The sequence below is a fragment of the Terrirubrum flagellatum genome (assembly GCF_022059845.1).
GTDB classification, from domain to species: domain Bacteria; phylum Pseudomonadota; class Alphaproteobacteria; order Rhizobiales; family Beijerinckiaceae; genus Terrirubrum; species Terrirubrum flagellatum.
The window spans coordinates 3080025-3098605 of sequence record NZ_CP091851.1; the positions used below are offsets into that span (position 1 = coordinate 3080025).

Consider the following 18581-nt stretch of genomic DNA (forward strand, 5'->3'; position numbering starts at 1 on the left):
AGCGCCTCAGAACACCAGCTTGTACTTGATGAATCCGTCCTGCCCGTCGCCGACAAGAGAGGCCTTCAAGGTCTTCGGCAGGAAGTCCTTCGCCTTCGGGCCTGTAAGGAAAGTGACGTTCGTTGTCGCCGGCAAGGCTGCGAACACCCAGTTGCCGTCCGCCGTCGGATTCACCGTCTTCTCCTCGATGAGATAGCGCATGATCACATCGCGATTCATGTCGGGCGCCTCGAAGACGACGGTCGTCTTGGTGCCGGGGAAATTGCCGCCGCCGGACGCGCGATAATTGTTGGTGACGACGATAAACTCCTGCGCATCCGCCACCGGCTTGCCGTCGAATTTGAGATCGACGATGCGCTTCGCGTCAGGCGCAACGACCTTGCCCTCGACATCGAACATCGACGGCTGCGACACGTCGATCGCATAGGTGATGCCGTCGATGACGTCGAAATTGAAAGCCGGAAACGCATCGTTGAGCAGCGGCTGCTCCTCGGTCTTTGCGGGATCGATGCGGTTGAACATGCCGGCCGAACGCTCGAGCCAGCCGCGCAGCTGCGCGCCATTCACCTTCACGATCTGCAGCGTGTTGGGATAGATGTAGATGTCGGCAAGATCCTTGATTGCGATCGGACCTGGCGGAATGTCGGTGAAATAATTCGGACCGCCGCGGCCGCCCGCCTTGAACGGCGCCGCTGCAGACAGGATCGGCAGCTTGGCGTAGGGCGTGTTCACGATCCATTGCTTCGCGTACCAGAGCTGCGCGTTCGACACGATCTGCACGGAAGGATCGTCGGCGACGAGCGCGAAATAGCTGGTGATCGGCGCGGCCGTCGCGCTCACCGGCGTGCGCACGTAAGCCAGAGTCGCTTCGTGATCCGTCTTCACCGCAGCCATGACGCCGGCGTCGGCATCAGCCTTGGAGACGATCTTGCGATCGGGCGTGCGCTCATAGATCGGCTTGGGATCGACCTTGAAATCGGCGATGGCCCAGGCGTTTCCGCGCTTCTCCAGATCGAGGTCGATGATGCCGAGATGAGAGCCCCAGAAACCGGGCTGGATCGCCGGCTTGCCGTTGAGCGAGCCCTTCTTGTTGTCGACGCCGGGAATATTGTCGAAGGCGCGATTGCCCGGAAACACCAGATGCTGGTGGCCGGTGAGGATCACATCGACGCCGTCGACCATGGAGAGATAGAGCGCCGCATTCTCCTCGCCGCCCTTGCGCTCGCCGCCGGCGATGCCGGAATGACAGAGCGCGACGACGAGATCGACATTCTGCTGGCGCAGCTCCGGCACATATTTCTTCGCCGCGTCGACGATGTCGATCGCCGTCGCCTTGCCTTCGAGATTGCCCTTGTCCCATTGCGCGATCTGCGGCGGCACGAAACCGATGACGCCGAGCTTCAGTTTCTGCCTGGCGCCGGCGTCATCCTCGAATTCGCGCTCGACCACGATCCAGGGTTTGAGGAGCGGCTTGCCGTCGGCCTTGAACACGTTGGCGCAGACGAGCGGGAAATTCGCGGCGGCGCAGCCATTTTCGAGATAATCGAGGCCGTAATTGAATTCATGATTGCCGAGCGTGCCGCAGGCGTAACCGAGCGTGTTCATCGCGGCGACCATCGGATGGGTGTCGCCCTTCTTCAGGCCCTTCTTGTAAGCCATGTAATCGCCGAGCGGAGAGCCCTGGATGAAATCGCCATTATCGAAGGTGATGCTGTTCTTCACTTCGGCGCGCGCGGCCTTGAGAAGCGTCGCGGTCTTGGCGAGGCCGACCGTGTCGTCGGCCGTGTCGCGGAAATAGTCGTAGGCCGCGACATTCACATGGATGTCGGTGGTCTCGAGAATGCGCAGCTTGAGGCGCGGCGACTGGGCGAGAGCCGCGGTCGGGAGGAGCGCCGCGGCGCTGGCGGCGGCGGCGCTGGCGATCATCTGGCGGCGATCCGGGTGGGAGGGGAGCTTGATTCGCTTTGACATGGGGCGCTTCCGATACGCGTGGTCCGCATGGAGATTAACAAGCCGCTTCCGGCGGCGCATCGGGAATGTGGAGCGCCCAACGCCGCAGGCGCGCCGGAACAAGGGTTCCGGGCGGCGGAATCAGCGCCCGAGCGACAAGAACGAGCCGTTCGAACGACCGGCCGGGATGGGCCGAAAAGCCGCGAGGAGGCGCGCCACCGATCGGCCGACGGGCCCGATCAGCTCGAAATAGCAGGCAAAATCAGCATTTTCCGTGATTGGGAACGGATTGTCGCAGGGCCGCCGGCGATGGTTGAGGCCGCTCGAATTCCCTCGTTGACGGATACGATCGGGCCGCCTAAAAGCCGCCCAACCCGGGAACGGGGCTGTAGCTCAGCTGGGAGAGCGCCGCAATCGCACTGCGGAGGTCAGCGGTTCGATCCCGCTCAGCTCCACCACCCGGTCCGCGCTCCCAGCCTCTTCGTCCTGCTTTCTAAAATTCGGCGGATTTTCCGCGGGTTAGCTCTCCCAATTTCGGTCTGCGACGCCTCGAAACGCGGCATTCGACGACTTTGCGCGCAGAATGCGCGTGCGGTCTCTGGCGATATTTTCGCGTGTCCTGGAATGCTAAGAGGGCATCGTTTTCGCCGTGAAAACACCGCACGCCCTTCGCGATTCAGTTGTGCTTCAGGCTGAGGTCCGCTGCCGCGTAGCGACAGACTGCAGCGATCTCCTTGTCGGCCTTGTCGAGCGAGACCTTGAAGTTGCGTTTGCGCAGCCCGGTGATGGCCGCCCGCGTCGTATGAGCCAGCCAGCCCGTTGCGGCCGTCAGCTCCTCGATGGTCGCGCCCTCGGTCCGCAGCATCAGGTCGACCACCACAGCGAGCTTGGTGTTCGCCCGCGGCGGCGCGAGTTGGCGGCCAGGCGCCGCGGCGACGGCGTCCGAAGAACCCACGCCGACGCCGTCGGCCAGCTTTGCCAGACCCGCCTTGCCTTCCCGGGCACGCTCTTCAGAGGAGCCGCCATCGTCGCCCGCCTCGTCCTCCACCGCGATCGCTTTCAGCCCCGCGACCGTCAGTTTGAGTGCAAAGCCCCGCCCCTCCTCATCGCGTCGCCAGACCGGCATCTCCGCTTTCGCGCGAACCTCTTTGACGAGCGCCGCGCCGATCAGCTTCTCTGCAACCTTCTTCACCGCCACGCCCTTCAGCTGTTGCGATGCGACAAGGCAGCGATCATCGCGCTGGGCCGCCGCGCTCATCAGCACGAGCTGCGCATTCGACAATTTGATAGTCATGTTGCTCTCCTGCGGTCGCAGGACCGGCCATTCCAGCCCCGTCACCAGGAGAAGCCCCGGACCGGATCAAACCGATGGGGCGGATCAAGCGCGGTTCAGCCCGCAGCGCTCACAACCACACACATGCTCGAATTCCGAACGGATGCCAGCCGTTTCTGCAGACGGTTCGAATAATTTGCGAGGCTCGGGAATGCCGCTTGGCGCCAATAGCGGCTGTTCGCGCTCGCTCTTCGAAGCGGACGTTCGGAAGGCGACAAAAGCATGTCGCGACGGCTGGCCCCGATACCTCGCCGCCTCACAGAGCATTGGGTGCGAAACTTAAAAAAGCGGAGCCACGTCGCAGAATTGTACAGCCCCAAGGGCTTCCTGACGCCGAACGCGCCGCTACTCAGCGCGCCGAAGCACGCCCGAAGCAAGCAACGCATTGACAGCGGCGCGTAATTTTTCATCTCCATTTTGTGAGAGAGGCCCAATCGGTGGCAAAGACCGGCCGACGGCCAGACCGAGAAGCTCGAACGCCCTTCTAACAGCTTCCGGAAACTGCTCGGCGAACAGCGCATCCATCAGCGGGTTGAGTTTGCCCTGCGCCGCCAGCGCCTCCGCTACGCGTCCGCTCTCGGCGAGAGCCTGCACCTTTGCCCAATAGTCCGGCAGCAATGACGCCGACGTCAGAACGCCTCCTTTGGCGCCGAGGATGACTTGCTGAACAAAGAGCGTGTCCTGGCCGCTGAGCAGACAGAATTCGTCACTGACGAGCTTCGACGTCTGATCAAGATGATAAAGATCAGTATTGGAGGCTTTCATTCCAACAATAAGCCGCTCTTCCTCCATCCGCGCGATCGTCGCGGGCGCAGTGACGATGTGGCTGCGATAAGGATTGTCGTAGAAGATGATCGGCAACTTCAATTCGGACTTCAAGGCGCGGAAATAGCGCAGCACTCCATCCTGATCGGCTCTCGTGTAGTATGGCGGAATAATCATGAGCCCGTCGGCGCCGGCTTCGCTGTAAAGCCGTCCAGCGTCGATTGCGTAGCCAAAGCCCGGATCCAGCACGCCGGCGACAACGGGAACCCGCTTCGCCGCAACGGACACGGTGATTTCCACGACGCGCTTGCGCGCGCTCATACCGAGCGCCGTCGCCTCGCCAGTGCCGCCGACCGGCACCAGCCCTGATGCGCCTCTCTCGATCTGATAATCGACAATGCGTTCCAGACCGCGCTCGTCAACGGAGCCGTCCGCCTTGAGAGGCGTGGGGAATGCGGGAATGAGGCCGCGGAACATCAAGTCAATCATCGCACGCTCGCGTCGCTCTATTGGCCCAGATGAATCCAGGTCGCCTTCAGCTCCGTGTATTTCTCCAGCGCGTGCAGCGACTTGTCGCGCCCGAAACCGGACTGCTTGAAGCCTCCGAAGGGCGAGGAGATGTCGCCATGATCAAAGCAGTTCACCCACACTACGCCGGCGCGCAGCGTAGATGACGCCTTGAAGGCTTTGTTGATGTCTTTCGTCCACACGGCCGCGGCAAGACCATAGATCGTGTCGTTGCCGATCGAAACGGCTTCGTCGATATCCTTCGCTGCGATCGCGGAAAGAACCGGGCCAAATATCTCCTCGCGCGCAATCGTCATGTTGCTCGTCACATCGTCGAACAGAGTCGCTTCGATAAAGCATCCTTCCTTCTCCATCCGTCTGCCTCCGAGGCGCAGCTTCGCGCCTTCCGCCCTGCCCTTCTCTATGTAGTCCATGACGCGTTCGGTCTGGGTCTGGTCGACCATCGCGCCCATTTCCGTCGCAGGATCGAGGGGATCGCCAACTCTAATCGCGCGCCCTACTTCCATCACCTTCTCGACGACCTGGTCTTTCACGCTGCGCTCGACGATCAGACGCGAGCCTGCGTTGCAGACCTCACCCTGATTGTAGAAGACGCCCCAGGCCGCGGCGGTCGCCGCGGCGTCGAGATCAGGCGCGTCGGCAAGGATGATGTTCGGGCTCTTGCCGCCGCATTCAAGTCCCACACGCTTCATGTTGGACTGGCCGGAATATTGGAGGAAATATTTTCCGACCTCCGTCGATCCGGTGAAGGCCACGGCGTCGACATCCATGTGAAGACCGAGCGCCCGGCCTGCGGATTCGCCAAACCCGGGCAATACGTTGAACACGCCGTCGGGAATGCCCGCCTCCGCCGAGAGTTCGGCGAGCTTGATCGCAGTCAGCGGCGACTGCTCGGCGGGCTTCAAGATGATCGAATTACCCGCCGCGAGAATGGGACCGATTTTCCAGGCCGCCATGAGCAGCGGAAAATTCCACGGCACCACTGCGGCCACCACGCCGAGGGGCTCGCGCCGGATCAGCGAAATCGCGCTGGGCGCAGTCGGCGCGATCTCGTCATAGATCTTATCGATTGCTTCCGCGTACCAGCGGATGCATTGGGCGGAGAGAGGCAGATCAACGGCGAGGCTATCGCGGATCGGTTTGCCCATATCCAGGGTTTCGAGGAGAGCGAGCTCTTCGCTATGGGAGGCGATGAGGTCCGCAAAAGCGGCCAAACGGCTCTTGCGATCTCGCGGCGCCATACGCGACCAGACGCCGGATGCAAATGCCGCGCGCGCAACAGAAACAGCCTGATCGACATCCCTCGCGTCGCAGGCGGCGACCTTCGCCAACAGCCGTCCGGTTGCTGGATTGATGCAATCGAAGGTGCGGCCCGACTGCGAGGGAACATATTTGCCGCCGACAAACGCCTGGCCATTGATGGAGAGCGTCGCGGCGCGGGCGCGCCAATCGATCGATGCGGACATGATCTGTTTCCGGACGGGACGACCCTATCGGTCGACCGGCTGGATGATAGGGCGTTTCCCCTGTCCCCTCCAGCCAAATTTTTTGTTTTCTGAAAATTGGTTTGGCTTCTTCATGATATGGCGTTATCCCTGTAGGCTGCGCCGACCCGCCTCGGAGAGGCGAGGCCGGCCCAACAACGGATGCGCCCGATCGATGTCGCAGATCAAAATCGTTGAGGATGACGCCTCCGGCGCGCTGGCCAACGGGAGCGACCCCGATGACGAGACGCGGAAGCTTGGGCGCCGAATTCGCGAACTGCGGTCGAAGGCCGGCCTGACGCTGACCGATCTTTCAAAGGCGACCGGCGTGTCGATCGGCACCCTGTCGCAGCTCGAGCGCGGTCTTGTGTCTCCCACCGTCCGCACGGTCTACACGGTGGCTAACGCGCTGGGCGTCATGCCCGCCTGGCTCATCGATCCATCGCAAATTCCCACTAAAAACGCCGAAAACAGGTATATTGTGCGGGCCGGCCAGCGCTCGCGGCTGTTTGATCTCGATGGCGTCCGCAAGGATGTCGCATCGCCCGCCGCCAGCGAGAGGCTGCGGGGGTTTTTCATGGTCATTCAACCCGGCTGCAATTCCGGCGCACAGCCCTACTCCCACAAAGGCGAGGAGATCGGGTTCCTGCTGTCAGGCGTCCTTGAACTGCAGATCGACGGCGAGACCTTCACCCTGAATGAAGGCGACTGCTTCGCCTTCGCCAGTTCAAAGCCGCATCATTTCGCGAATCCCGGTCGCGGACCGGCCGCGGTCTTCTGGGTCAATGCTGACATCTGACCGCCCGCTTTTCAGAATTTTGAAAAATTGCGTTGCACTCCTGAAATTCGACTGTCATAGTTCGAGCAAGCTTCCCGCTTCCGGGGAGCCTTGCGAGGCGCGAGGGCGCCCGTCGATCGGGGGATGCGCTGCAGGTGGCCCAGTCAGGCGCAGCATCGGAGCTCAATCTTTCGTCGGCGCTGATGCTGCTCGCGCCCTTGACGCTTCTGATGATCGCCATGCTGGTCTATCCGCTGGCGCTGACTGTCTGGACCAGCATCCATCCCGGCCGGTTCTCACTTGAGGCCTATACGGACCTCATCAACAGCACCCTCTTTCTCAGAGTTCTGCGCAACACGTTCGAGATCAGCATCGCCGGCACGCTGGTCAGCCTCGTCGTCGGGTATCCCGTCGCCATGCATCTCGCGGCGCAGTCGCCACGCAGGCGCACGGCCTATCTCATCATGGTCATGCTGCCCTTCTGGACGAGCATCCTCGTCAAGAGCTTCGCGCTGACGACGGTGTTCGGAAATCAGGGGCTGGTGAATCAGCTTCTCGGATTCCTGAGCGGCGGACAGATCAACCTGCCGATGATGTTCAATCGCGTCGGCGTGATCCTGGGCATGATCAATTTTCTCCTGCCGTTCATGATCCTTTCAATTCTCGGCAGCCTGCTTGCCCAAGATCGCACACTGGTTCTCGCGGCCGAGACCATGGGTGCGAAGCCGCTTCGCATCTTCTGGAAAATCACGCTGCCGCTCAGCCTTCCCGGCGTGATCGCCGGCGTGCTCATCAATGTCACTTTGTCGATCGGCATGTACATCACGCCTGCGCTGCTCGGCGGGCGACAGGATATGATGGTCGCGAATCTGGTTGATTTCTATACTCGCCAGACGCTCGACTGGACCGCCGCCTCCGCGACCGCGGTTGTTCTACTCGCGATTTCAGGCGCGCTGGTCGCGCTTCTTGGCAAGGCGCGTGGCGGCGGAACGATCGGAGCAGCGGCATGAGCACGCTCGCCAGCTCCGGATCACTCAATCGCCACATGATCTCGACGGCCGCGTGGGCCTGTTATGTGTTCCTGCTGATCCCCAGCCTGATCGTCATTCCCATTTCATTCGGCAATCCCGGTCAGATCGAATTTCCTCCGCGGCAGTTTTCACTCGCGCTTTATCGCCAATTCTTCACCGACCCCGCCTGGTGGGGCTCGATGGCGCAGAGCCTGTTTGTCGCCGTCGTCACGACGCTGTTGACCTTGGCCCTTGCCGTTCCCGCAGCTTATGCGCTGGCGCGTTCCCGGCTTCCCGGACGCAATCTGCTTCGCGGCCTCTTCATGACCCCGATGCTCGTGCCCGTCATCGTGCTCGGCCTCGGCCTTTACCTTCAGTTTTCGAACTGGGGATTGCTGGACACGACAACAGGCGTGGTTCTCGCCCACATCATGCTGACGACGCCCTTCGTCGTGATCTCCGTGATGTCGGGTCTCCAACATGCCGACACGTCTCTGGAAACCGTGGCTTCGATCATGGGCGCATCGCGGCCGACGGTCTTCTTCCGCGTCGTGCTGCCGCAAATAAAGACGTCGATCGCCGTGGGAGCGCTTTTCGCCTTCCTGATGTCGCTGGATGAAGTGGTGGTCGCCTACTTCGTCACCGGCGCGAAATCCATGACGTTGCCAGTCAAAATGTACAGCTCGATCCGTTGGGAGATCACGCCTGTGCTCGCCGCGGTCTCCACACTTCTCACCCTGCTGTCGTTGCTGATCGCGCTTGGCCTCATCGCGCTGCAGCGCAAGACCGAGACCGAACATGAATAACGCGTCGGCGCAGACGAACGCCAGATCCGCCGGACAGGATCAGGCGATGGTCGAGCTTCAGAGCGTATCGAAGCGCTATGGCGCAGTCGATGCGCTTCATCCCGTCGATATCGCGATCCGCAAAGGCGAATTCGTCACACTGCTCGGCCCGAGCGGATCGGGAAAATCGACGTTGCTCAACCTGATCGCCGGCATGATCGCGCCAAGCTCAGGCCGTATCGTGATCGACGGGCGCGACGCCACGACATTGCCGACGAACCAGCGCGGCCTCGGCATGGTTTTCCAGAATTACGCCCTCATGCCGCACATGACGGTGTTCGAGAATATCGCATTTCCTCTGCAGGTCAGGCGCCTGCCGAAAGAAGAAATCAAGCGGAAGGTCGAGGGCGCGCTCGACCTGATTCAGCTTCGTCATGTGGCGAACCGCCGCCCACGAGAGCTGTCCGGCGGCCAGCAGCAACGCGTCTCGCTCGCCCGCTGCATCGTTTACAACCCCGCGCTGATCCTCATGGACGAGCCTCTCGGCGCGCTCGACAAGAAGCTGCGCGAGCAGATGCAGCTCGAAATCAAGCGTCTCCACGCCGATCTCGGCGTCACCATGCTCTACGTCACCCATGATCAGGACGAGGCGCTGACCATGTCGGACCGCATCATCCTGATGAACGGCGGCAGAATCGAGCAGCAGGGCCAACCTGACGAGCTGTATTTCAGGCCCGAGACTGTTTTCTCGGCGGAATTCATCGGCAGCTCGAACCTCATCCCCGGAACGGTCGAAACCAGCAACGCCGGGCTTTCGCTGCGAACGGCGATCGGGACATTTCCTGCTCAAACAGCCGAATTCGCAATCTCCGCAGGCGACAAGGCGGTGCTGTTGATCCGTCCCGAAAATATGATGCTCGCCGGCCAAGATCGCGCAGACGGCGTTGCGGGCAAGATCGAGGACTCCATCCTGCTCGGCGGCGTCGTCAGGCATTTCGTACGCTGCGCCGATCAATCGACAATCATCGTTCAGGAACTCAATCAACCTGATCGAGCCAGCGCGCGGCGCGGCGACAACGTCCGGATCGAATGGCGGCCGGCGCACGCCCGTCTTCTGCCGTCTCCGCGCGCGCATTGATCGCACGGGTTGCGCAGAAAACAGAATTCAGAAGGGAGAGAGGACCATGACTGACAAGATATTTCGGGCGTCGCGACGCACACTTTTGCATGCCGGCGTCGGCTTCGCGGGCCTGATCGCAGCGCCAGCGATCTTCACAGGACGCGCGCAGGCGGCCGACAAGACGCTCACCGTGACATCCTGGGGCGGCGACTACAACAAATCGGTGCGCGAGGTTTTCGCTGATCCCTTCACCAAGGAAACCGGCATCCCCGTCACGCTCGTCGACAATGGCGACATGGCAAAGGTCAAGGCGCAAGTACAAAGCAAGGCGGTGCAATGGGACGTCATCGACGCGCCCGCCGCTTTCGCAACTTCCGGAGCCAGAGACGATCTCTGGGAGCCGCTGGACATGTCGATCATCAAGCCGGGCGATGTGGTGCAGGCTGGCGCGCCGACCTACATGCCGATCTATCTCTATAGCGGCGGCCTCCTCTGGGACAGCAAGCGGCACCCCGACGGCAAGCACCCTGTCGATTTCGCCGGCTTCTACGACATCAAGAAATATCCCGGACGACGCGTCATGCGTGCGCTCGCTTCAGAGACACTCGAGGTCGCTCTCGTCGCCGACGGCGTCGCGCCGAAGGATCTTTATCCGATGGACGTAGAACGCGCGTTCCGCGTGCTTGATCGCATCAAGCCGCATGTCACGAAATGGACGAGCACCACGCCGGAGCAGGTCACCTCGGTCACGCAGAATGAAGGCGATTTCTCCTATAGCTACTTCAATCGCGTGAAGGCGGCCCAGAAAGCCGGTTCGCCGCTCGACTTCTCTTTTGAGCAGACGGTCAATTCGCTCGATTACTTCGCCGTTCCCAAGGGATCGCAGAACAAGGAAGCCGCCATGCGCTTCGTTAATTTCTGCCTGCGACCGGACAGACAGGTCGAATGGGCGGTTCGCGGCTACTACCTGCCGAACACGGTCGCCGCCGTGGAGCAAGTGAAGGCGTCGCCCTCGAAGGACTATCTCCCCGATCTGACGAACGGAAAGAACGTCATCGTCAACGCGGAGTGGTGGAGCGCGAACTACACGGCCGTGCAGAAGCGCTACGCCGAGTGGATGCTGACCTGAGGCGTATCATCCGCAACGCCTCGCTCGGCCTCGTCGAGCGAGGTGATCCATTTTTCAAACAGCGCATCCATCATGACACATGACTCTTTCCTCGGTGAGCTGAAAGCGATCGCAGGCGAGCGCTACGTCGTCACCCAGCCAAGCGACGTGGAGCCTTTCGCGACCGACCATCGCGCGAGATATCGAGGCTCCGCTCTCGCCGTTGTGAAGCCGTCGAGCACAGACGAAGTGGCGCGCGTCGTCGCGGCCTGCGCAAAAACCGGCGTCGCCGTCACGCCGCAGGGCGGCAATACGGGGCTGTGCGGCGGCGCGACGCCGCTTTCCGCAAAGCCCGGAATCATCCTGCGCCTTGATCGCCTCAATCGCATCCGGAGCGTCGAGGCGGCGGAGGAAACCATCACCGTCGAAGCCGGCTGCACTCTCGCCGATGTTCAGGCAGCGGCGGCCAGGGAAGGTCTACTGTTTCCCTTGAGCCTTGGCGCGGAGGGCAGCTGCCAGATCGGCGGAAACATATCGACTAACGCCGGCGGCATCGCCGTCTTGCGTTATGGCAATATGCGCCAGCTCGTTCTTGGCCTGGAGGTCGTGCTTCCCGACGGAAGCGTGCTCAACAGCCTGCGGCGGCTTCGCAAGGATAACGCCGGATATGACCTCAAGCACCTTTTCATTGGCGCTGAGGGAACGTTGGGCGTGGTGACAGCCGCCTCGCTCAAGCTGTTTCCGGCGATCCGGACGCGATCAATCGCTCTGATGCAACTTGCAAGCGTCGAGAACGCGCTGGCGATGTTCGCTCGCGCGCGAGCGACGTTCGGGGAACGCATCTCAAGTTTCGAGATCATTGGTTCGTCCTACATGGATTTCGTCCTGCGTTATGTCCAGGGAACGGCGACGCCATTTGGTCAGAAGGCGCCTTGGTATCTGCTGATCGAAGCTGGCGACGCGCTGGTCGACGCGGACATCGGGCAATCGATGGAGAAGCTCCTCGCCGACGCGTTCGAAGCCGGCTTGATCAGCGATGCGACCATCGCCTCAAGCCTCGCCCAGGAGGAGGCGATCTGGAAGTTACGGCACGGCGTGACAGGCGAGTTCAAGCTTGCCGGCAAAACCATGTCGCACGACAGTTCGGTTCCGGTCGCGCGGCAACCGGAATTCACGGCGGCCGTTGAGGCAGGCGTCTCGGCCGCCTATCCCGATGCGAATGTGATGATGGTCGGTCATATCGGCGACGGGAATATCCATGTCGTGGTGTTGTTTCCACACCACCGCTTTGCGGACGAGGAGACTTATGAGGAGGCTTCGCACGCCATCGACATCATCATCGACGATATCGTGATTGCGATGGACGGGAGTATCACAGCCGAGCACGGCGTCGGAACGACCTATCGCAAACGTTTGGCTCATATGAAAGGCGGCCCCGAGCTTGAGCTGATGAGAAGCGTCAAGAAAATGCTCGATCCGGCAGGCCTTATGAATCCCGGGAAGATCTTTCCCGACGCGGCTTAACACCAGCAGCGCCGCAAACAGCCGACGCCGATGGCTTTGTCCGCTCTGAACATCGAGGAGGTCAGGCAATTGGCGCGTCGCCGGCTGCCGCGCGGCGTCTTCGAATATATCGATCGCGGAGCGGAGGATGAAGTCGGGCTCATCGGGCTGCGACAGCTATTCGACGCGACGACATTCAATCCGCGCGTCCTTGTCGACGTTTCCGCGAGAGACCTTTCGACGACCCTGCTCGGAAGAAAGCAGCCGTTGCCATTGGCGATTGCGCCGACCGCCGCCGCCGGCCTCTGCTGGCATGAGGGCGAGATCGCGCTCGCACGAGCCGCGTCTGAAGTCGGGATTCCCTTCTGCACCGCGACTGGCTCGATCACCGCGATGGAGCGCATCGTCGCTGCGGCCAAGGGGCCGCTCTGGTTTCAGCTCTATATGTGGCGCGACCGCGCGCTTTCCCATGAGCTCGTCGAACGCGCATGGGGCAACGGGATCGAGACTCTCGTTTTGACCGTCGACACGGTCGCTACACCAAATCGCGAATACAACACGCGCAACGGATATGAAGTGCCGATCCGCGCCTCGCTGCGAGGAGGATTGGACATGATCCTCCACCCGCTCTGGGTCTGGCGGGTCTTGCTGCGCTACATCCTCAATGGCGGCGTCCCGACCTATCAGCACTATCCGCCGAGCTTCCGCTCCAAGATCACGCGCGCAGCGACATGGGAGCAGGTGCGACTGAGCGATGCTTTGACATGGGACGACCTGCGCGATCTGCGCCGCCGCTGGCGTGGAAAGCTTGTTTTGAAAGGGGTGCTGCGCGTCGACGATGCCCGCAAGGCGGCCGATCTGGGCGTCGACGCCATTGTGGTGTCGAACCATGGCGCACGCAATCTCGATGGCGCGGTCGCGCCGATGCGCGCCCTGCCCGCCATCGCCGCTGCGGTCGGCCACAAGATCGAGATCATAGCCGACGGCGGCGTCCGGAGAGGAACGGATATCTTGAAGCTCGTCGCGTTGGGCGCCAAGTCCGTGCTGATCGGGCGCGCGGCGCTTTACGGAACCGCGGCGGCCGGCGAAGCCGGCGCGGCGCATGTGCTCCGCCTCCTGCGCGACGAGATGGTCGCAGCGCTCGGCTTTCTGGGATGCGCAAAGATGAGCGAACTTGATTCGAGCTTCATCAATTTTGCCGGGAGCCACATATGATCCATCTTCCTGGCCGGGAGGTGATGGCGTGATCGAAGCGGGATTGAAGCCACTACCGCCCAGCGTCTATCAGCTTGACGCGCCGCCCGCGCCGGAGACGCCGCCCCTTGACGGTTCGCGCCGCGCGGATGTTGCAATCATCGGCGGCGGAATCGTCGGCTTGGCGACAGCGCTTCATCTCGCGGAAGCCGGCGTCGAAGTTGTAGTCCTGGAGGCGCAGGAGCCCGGCTGGGGCGCCTCCGGCGCGAATGGCGGACAGCTCAATCCAGGACTGAAATACGACCCCGACACGATCGAACAAACCTATGGCGCCGATCTCGGCCGGCGCATGATCGCGTTCGCCTATGATACGCCGAACCGGGCGCTGGCGCTGATCAAGCGCCTCGGCATCGATTGCGATGCGCGACAGAACGGAACCTTGCGCGCAGCCTACAGCGAACGCGCCGCTACTGGCGTTGAGGAAACCGCGCGTCAATGCATCGCCCGCGGAATGCCTGTCGCGATTTTCGACGAGAGGAAGGTTGCCGCGGCGACGGGAACCGACCGATATGTCGCCGCAATGTTCGACGCGCGCGGCGGCGACGTGAATCCGCTGAGCTATGTTCGCGGCTTGGCGCGCGCCGCCATCGCAGCCGGCGCGAACGTGTATGGACAGACGCCCGCCCGCAGCATCAAGCGCGCCGCCAATGGCTGGATAATCGAGACCGATCGCGGCGGCGTTCAGGCGGAAAAAATCCTGATCGCAACGAATGGCTTCACGGACGATCTCTGGAGCGGATTGAAACAGACAATTGTTCCTGTGTTCAGCGCGATCGCCGCGAGCGAACCGTTGCCTGCCGCGATGGCCAAGCGCATCCTCCCGTCACGCTCCAACGTCTACGAAAGCGGCCGCATTACAGTCTACTATCGCGTCGACGCCCAGGGCCGTCTTCTCATCGGCGGGCGAGGTCCAATGCGCCCAATTTCAAAGCCGGGCGAGATCGGATATCTCCTCGCCTATGCGCAACGCCTCTGGCCGGATCTTCGAGAAATTCGCTGGAGCCATGGCTGGAACAGTCGGCTTGCAATGACGCAGGATCATTGGCCTCATTTGCATGAGCCAGACGATGACGCCCTTATCTATCTCGGGTGTAACGGCCGCGGTGTAGCGCTGGGAACGGCGATCGCCGAGCAGCTGGCCGCACGACTGATAAAGGGCGCAAGCGCGCAGCTCGACTTGCCAGTCGTCACCCAAAAGCCCATCCGCTTTCATTCCTTCTGGCCCCTAGCCGTTCGAAGCGTCGTGCTTCACGGCAGGATCATGGATCGACTGGGTCTGTAGCATTCATCGGCCTATCAAGGTGTGGCCGCGTGGCGGCGCTAAAATTAGGCCGCTTTGACAGGCAAAATCTCGACTCACGCGACGCGCCAATTCCAGACGTTCACGGTCAGAATCCGAAGCGGATATTCACGCTCTTGAAGTCGAAACATACAGCACAGCTCAAGATATCAGTTCGCCGCGATAGTTCCCAGAATACATGGCGCTCCCGAACACGCGCCTAGATCTATCGTTGCAACTTATCGAGCATTATTGGCAAGTCTCGCGCGCACTTATGCGTCACTTGACACACTGAACGGCGACAGCGTCGTTGGCGCCAACAATGCCAAACTCCCCTTGCGCCTTCAATTCCAGCGGGTTGACTTTGGTTCATTGACGAAAATGCACGCGGCGGCTCCCAACTGTAGTGCGCAAATCTAATATGCGCCGCCTTAAAAGAATCCGATCGCTCGCTGCATCGCTCGCCCGAAATGCACCTCCAGCGCGGCCTCGGCGCCCCCGGCGTCGCGCGTTCGGCAAGCAGCGAGAATGTCGAGATGTTCATGCATGGTGCGCGCGACCAAAGGTCCCGACAACTTGAACTCACGATCTAGCCGCACGAGCTGCACAAAGCCCTGCGCCTGTTTGTAAGCCGCTTCGAGCAGCGGATTCGACAGGATCGCGACCACTTCGAGATGAAAGCCGAAATCGACGCCTTCATAATAACGCGCCATGTCGCGCGTAAGCTCCTTGCCCTCGATCTCGGCGAGCACATTGCGATGGCCCTGCTCCAGCGCCTCGATCTGCGGCATTGGCGCAAGCTCCGCGAAGGTGCGCACGGCGGCGCGCTCGAGGATGAGGCGCAACTGGTAGGAGTTACGCACCAGCGCGAAATCCGGCTTGCGCAGTTCGATGCCGGATCGCGCATGGATGGTGAGCCAGCCCTCGGCCTGCAACGTGCGCAGCGCGTCGCGCAGCGGCCCGACCGGCACGCCCAAAATCTTCACCAGTTCGCCCTGCGAGAGATAGGCGCCCGGCTCGATCCGGTGCGCGAACAGCGCCTGCATGAACCGGTCGCGGGCGATGTCGCTCAGGTTGCGAGCGCCCTCCTCCGTCTCCCCCGGAGCGCCCGCCGCATAGGGAGCGCTTGCGGCCGCCGAATAAGCTGATATGTCTTTCATTCAAACTGATCTATCAGATGCTCCATCTGATATCCATACGATAGAACGAGCGGGACGGAAATGCGGATCGAGGGCTTCAGGCTCACGCGGTTCCAATATGCGCGTGACCGCGTCATCGGCGACAGCCAGGTCCATATCGCGCACGCTCACTACGCGACGCTGGAGTTGCTGGCTGATGGCGGCCGCGTCGGGCTCGGCTTCGCAGCGAGCTTGTTCCATCCGCTCCCGGCCCTCGTCGAGATCGAGCGCATCTTCCGCGAGGAGGCCTGGCCTGGGCTGGAGGGGCAGGCGCCGGCCGGACTGATCCATCGCATCCGCCGGCCGCGCGGCGGCAATATCCGGCGGATGTCCCTGCCCTTCGAGGAAGCGATCAACCAGGCCTGCTGGGATCTTGCGGCAAAAGAAGTGGGGCTGCCGCTTTACCGCATGCTGGGCGGCGATGATCCGCGGGTGCGCGCCTACGCCAGCGGTCTCGATTTTCATCTCAGCGACGACCACTACGCCCAGTTCTTTTCACAAGCGGCGGCGCTGGGCTTTCGTGGCTACAAGATCAAGGTCGGCCATCCCGAACTCGACTGGGACCTGCATCGGCTGACGCTTTTGCGTCAGGCGGTTGGCGATCGCGGCCCGATCATGGTCGATTCAAACGAAGCCTGGTCACCGCGGGAAGCGGTGCGTCGTCTCGACGCCTATCGCCGCGCCGGCTTCGATATTCTCTGGGCCGAGGATCCATGCCTGCGCGATGATTTCGACGGCTTGCGCGAAATCCGCGCCGGCGCGCCGTGGGTTCACGTCAATTCCGGCGAATATCTCGATCTGCGCGGCAAGCGCAAACTGATCGAGGCGCGTGGCGTCGATATCCTCAACGTCCATGGCAACGTCAGCGACGTGATGCGGGCCGGCTGGCTCGCGGCCGAGCATGGCATTCCTGTCAGCCTGGGCAATACGATGCTGGAGCTTGGCGTACATATGGCGGCTGCGCTGCCGCACGCCGAATGGATCGAATATTCCTTTCAGAACTATAATCATCTCGTCGAGGAGCCGATCGCCATGGGCGACGGCTATGCGATCGCGCCTGATCGCCCTGGCCACGGTCTGACGCTGAGCGAAACGGCGCGTCGCGAGCACGCCTGCCCCGATGTCGCGCGCGCCGAGGATTTGCCGGCGCCGCCGCAGTCGAGCCCAATCAGGCTCGCAGCATAAATCAACAGAGACAGCGAACCACCAGAGTTCGCGGAACAAACGGGAGGAGCTGCGCATGACAATGAATCGCCGGACTGTTCTGCAAGCGCTCGCCGCGACTCCGATCGCGGGCCTGTCGCCCGACATGGCTTTTGCGCAGAAAGCGGGCATCAACTACTGGCATCACTTCACCTCGACGACGGAGTTCAAGGGTCTTGAGCGCGTCGTAGCCCTGTTCAAGCAGAAATATCCGGATATCTCGGTCACCCAGGAGAACATTCCGAATCCCGAATACATGTCGAAGATGACGGCCGCTGTCGTCGCGAATGCGAAGCCGGACACCTGTATGGTGGTGGCGGAGCGCGCCGGTGATCTCGTGGCGATGGGCGCGCTCGCCGATCTGACCGAAAAGATCAAGGCGTGGCCGCGTTACGGCGAATATCCCGCGCAGGCCTGGGCAGGCTGCACGGTGAACAACAAGACCTACGGCGTCCCCGCCTTCACCTTCGTCGACTGGATGTATTATCGCAAGGACTGGTTCGCCGAGAAAGGCATCGCGCCGCCGAAAACCTATGCGGAATTTCTCGACGCCGCGATCAAGGTCAGCGACCCCGCGAAGAATCGTTATGGCCTGAGTTTGCGCGGCGGCGCAGGCGGATTCAAATATGTGATCGATCTCATCGAAAGCTGGGGCTCGCCGATTGTCGTCGACGGCAAGATGGCGATCGACAAGAAGAAGGCGACGGAAGCGGTCGCGTTCTATTCAGAGCTTCTGACGAAGCACAAGGTCGCGCCGCCGAGCGCGCCGAATGACGGCTATCGCCAGATCATGGAAGCGTTCAAGACCGGCCAGACCGCTATGGTCTGGCATCACACCGGCTCGTTGACTGAAATTCAGGCGGCGCTGAAGCCCGAACAGTTCGGCACTCTGCCGATGCCGGCGGGGCCCGCGGCGCATATCGCGCGGCTCACCTATCTCTTCAACGCCGTGTCGAATTCGGCGAAGCTTGACGCTGACTTCGCTTGGATTTCTTTCTGGGCCGAGCCGGAGCCCGCGATCGCGTTCCTTGAGGAGACCGGCTATTTCCCGTCATCGCCGAAGGTCGCGAGCGACGAGCGGATCGTGAAAAATCCGGTTTACGCCGCGGCCGTCGAAACGACCAGGATCGGGCGTCTGCCGCCGACCTTCGTCGGTGTCGCCGGCTGGTCTGAAACTGTCGTGCTGCCGGAATTCCAGAAAGCGCTTGTCGGCCGCGCGACGCCGGAGCAGGCGGTCGACGCGATGATGAAGGGGCTCGAAAGCGCTCTGAAGTGAGGGAGCGCGTTGTGGCTGCATAGCTCA

15 protein-coding genes and 1 tRNA gene are annotated in these 18581 nt (G+C 61.8%); 11 read left to right on the forward strand and 5 right to left on the reverse strand.

Annotation, left to right across the window (positions count from 1 at the left end; all coding sequences use genetic code 11):
• Positions 1-6 precede the first annotated feature (6 nt).
• Positions 7-1971 carry a bifunctional 2',3'-cyclic-nucleotide 2'-phosphodiesterase/3'-nucleotidase gene (locus L8F45_RS14920; protein ID WP_342358670.1) on the reverse strand — a complete coding sequence of 655 codons (1965 nt, stop codon included), beginning with the start codon at positions 1969-1971 and terminating at the stop codon, positions 7-9.
• 361 nt (positions 1972-2332) lie between these two features.
• On the opposite strand from L8F45_RS14920, the gene L8F45_RS14925 reads away from it, so the two are divergent.
• Positions 2333-2408 (forward strand) — tRNA-Ala (locus L8F45_RS14925).
• 218 nt (positions 2409-2626) lie between these two features.
• On the opposite strand, the gene L8F45_RS14930 is transcribed toward L8F45_RS14925, so the two are convergent.
• The 3 genes from L8F45_RS14930 to L8F45_RS14940 form a co-directional block, all read right to left on the reverse strand.
• Positions 2627-3289 carry a DUF3489 domain-containing protein gene (locus tag L8F45_RS14930; RefSeq protein WP_342358671.1) on the reverse strand — a complete coding sequence of 221 codons (663 nt, stop codon included), beginning with the start codon at positions 3287-3289 and terminating at the stop codon, positions 2627-2629.
• 339 nt (positions 3290-3628) lie between these two features.
• Complete coding sequence (locus L8F45_RS14935; RefSeq protein WP_342358672.1) at positions 3629-4537, reverse strand: dihydrodipicolinate synthase family protein; 909 nt, start codon at positions 4535-4537, stop codon at positions 3629-3631.
• Positions 4538-4554: 17 nt separating this feature from the next.
• The gene (locus tag L8F45_RS14940; RefSeq protein WP_342358673.1) at positions 4555-6042 is read right to left on the reverse strand and encodes an aldehyde dehydrogenase; all 1488 of its coding nucleotides are present in this window, start codon (positions 6040-6042) and stop codon (positions 4555-4557) included.
• A gap of 193 nt (positions 6043-6235) precedes the next feature.
• On the opposite strand from L8F45_RS14940, the gene L8F45_RS14945 reads away from it, so the two are divergent.
• From L8F45_RS14945 to L8F45_RS14980, 8 genes are all read left to right on the forward strand, one after another.
• A complete protein-coding gene (locus L8F45_RS14945) occupies positions 6236-6859 on the forward strand; it encodes a cupin domain-containing protein (protein ID WP_342358674.1) in 624 nt (207 codons plus the stop codon).
• Positions 6860-6993: 134 nt separating this feature from the next.
• The gene (locus L8F45_RS14950; RefSeq protein ID WP_342358675.1) at positions 6994-7848 is read left to right on the forward strand and encodes an ABC transporter permease; all 855 of its coding nucleotides are present in this window, start codon (positions 6994-6996) and stop codon (positions 7846-7848) included.
• Positions 7845-8654, forward strand: coding sequence for an ABC transporter permease (locus L8F45_RS14955; RefSeq protein ID WP_342358676.1), 810 nt, complete (start codon positions 7845-7847; stop codon positions 8652-8654). The genes L8F45_RS14950 and L8F45_RS14955 overlap by 4 nt, the downstream gene beginning before the upstream one ends.
• Positions 8647-9771: an ABC transporter ATP-binding protein gene (locus L8F45_RS14960; RefSeq protein WP_342358677.1), complete on the forward strand. Its 1125-nt coding sequence runs from the start codon at positions 8647-8649 to the stop codon at positions 9769-9771. The genes L8F45_RS14955 and L8F45_RS14960 overlap by 8 nt, the downstream gene beginning before the upstream one ends.
• A gap of 46 nt (positions 9772-9817) precedes the next feature.
• Positions 9818-10882 carry a polyamine ABC transporter substrate-binding protein gene (locus tag L8F45_RS14965; RefSeq protein WP_342358678.1) on the forward strand — a complete coding sequence of 355 codons (1065 nt, stop codon included), beginning with the start codon at positions 9818-9820 and terminating at the stop codon, positions 10880-10882.
• A 72-nt stretch (positions 10883-10954) separates the two neighbouring features.
• On the forward strand, positions 10955-12385 hold the full coding sequence (locus L8F45_RS14970; protein ID WP_342358679.1) for an FAD-binding oxidoreductase: 1431 nt from the start codon (positions 10955-10957) through the stop codon (positions 12383-12385).
• Positions 12386-12415: 30 nt separating this feature from the next.
• A complete protein-coding gene (locus L8F45_RS14975; protein WP_342358680.1) occupies positions 12416-13579 on the forward strand; it encodes an alpha-hydroxy acid oxidase in 1164 nt (387 codons plus the stop codon).
• Between the two features lie 28 nt (positions 13580-13607).
• Positions 13608-14900, forward strand: a complete 1293-nt coding sequence (locus L8F45_RS14980) for an NAD(P)/FAD-dependent oxidoreductase (RefSeq protein WP_425329924.1) — start codon at positions 13608-13610, stop codon at positions 14898-14900.
• 428 nt (positions 14901-15328) lie between these two features.
• Here L8F45_RS14980 and L8F45_RS14985 read toward each other — a convergent pair whose 3' ends face one another.
• Entirely contained in the window at positions 15329-16057 is a 729-nt protein-coding gene (locus L8F45_RS14985) for a GntR family transcriptional regulator (protein WP_342358681.1), read from the reverse strand.
• 60 nt (positions 16058-16117) lie between these two features.
• On the opposite strand from L8F45_RS14985, the gene L8F45_RS14990 reads away from it, so the two are divergent.
• Positions 16118-17260, forward strand: coding sequence for a mandelate racemase/muconate lactonizing enzyme family protein (locus L8F45_RS14990; RefSeq protein ID WP_342358682.1), 1143 nt, complete (start codon positions 16118-16120; stop codon positions 17258-17260).
• A gap of 55 nt (positions 17261-17315) precedes the next feature.
• Positions 17316-18554 carry an ABC transporter substrate-binding protein gene (locus L8F45_RS14995; RefSeq protein WP_342358683.1) on the forward strand — a complete coding sequence of 413 codons (1239 nt, stop codon included), beginning with the start codon at positions 17316-17318 and terminating at the stop codon, positions 18552-18554.
• Positions 18555-18581 lie beyond the last annotated feature (27 nt).

Excerpts from the sequence above, each read along its gene's own strand:
- L8F45_RS14920 (WP_342358670.1), bottom strand. The coding sequence starts at position 1,971 with ATGTCAAAGCGAATCAAGCTCCCCTCCCACCCGGATCGCCGCCAGATG.
- L8F45_RS14935 (WP_342358672.1), bottom strand. The coding sequence starts at position 4,537 with ATGATTGACTTGATGTTCCGCGGCCTCATTCCCGCATTCCCCACGCCT.
- L8F45_RS14940 (WP_342358673.1), bottom strand. The coding sequence starts at position 6,042 with ATGTCCGCATCGATCGATTGGCGCGCCCGCGCCGCGACGCTCTCCATC.
- L8F45_RS14945 (WP_342358674.1), top strand. The coding sequence starts at position 6,236 with ATGTCGCAGATCAAAATCGTTGAGGATGACGCCTCCGGCGCGCTGGCC.
- L8F45_RS14955 (WP_342358676.1), top strand. The coding sequence starts at position 7,845 with ATGAGCACGCTCGCCAGCTCCGGATCACTCAATCGCCACATGATCTCG.
- L8F45_RS14960 (WP_342358677.1), top strand. The coding sequence starts at position 8,647 with ATGAATAACGCGTCGGCGCAGACGAACGCCAGATCCGCCGGACAGGAT.
- L8F45_RS14965 (WP_342358678.1), top strand. The coding sequence starts at position 9,818 with ATGACTGACAAGATATTTCGGGCGTCGCGACGCACACTTTTGCATGCC.
- L8F45_RS14970 (WP_342358679.1), top strand. The coding sequence starts at position 10,955 with ATGACACATGACTCTTTCCTCGGTGAGCTGAAAGCGATCGCAGGCGAG.
- L8F45_RS14975 (WP_342358680.1), top strand. The coding sequence starts at position 12,416 with ATGGCTTTGTCCGCTCTGAACATCGAGGAGGTCAGGCAATTGGCGCGT.
- L8F45_RS14985 (WP_342358681.1), bottom strand. The coding sequence starts at position 16,057 with ATGAAAGACATATCAGCTTATTCGGCGGCCGCAAGCGCTCCCTATGCG.
- L8F45_RS14990 (WP_342358682.1), top strand. The coding sequence starts at position 16,118 with ATGCGGATCGAGGGCTTCAGGCTCACGCGGTTCCAATATGCGCGTGAC.
- L8F45_RS14995 (WP_342358683.1), top strand. The coding sequence starts at position 17,316 with ATGACAATGAATCGCCGGACTGTTCTGCAAGCGCTCGCCGCGACTCCG.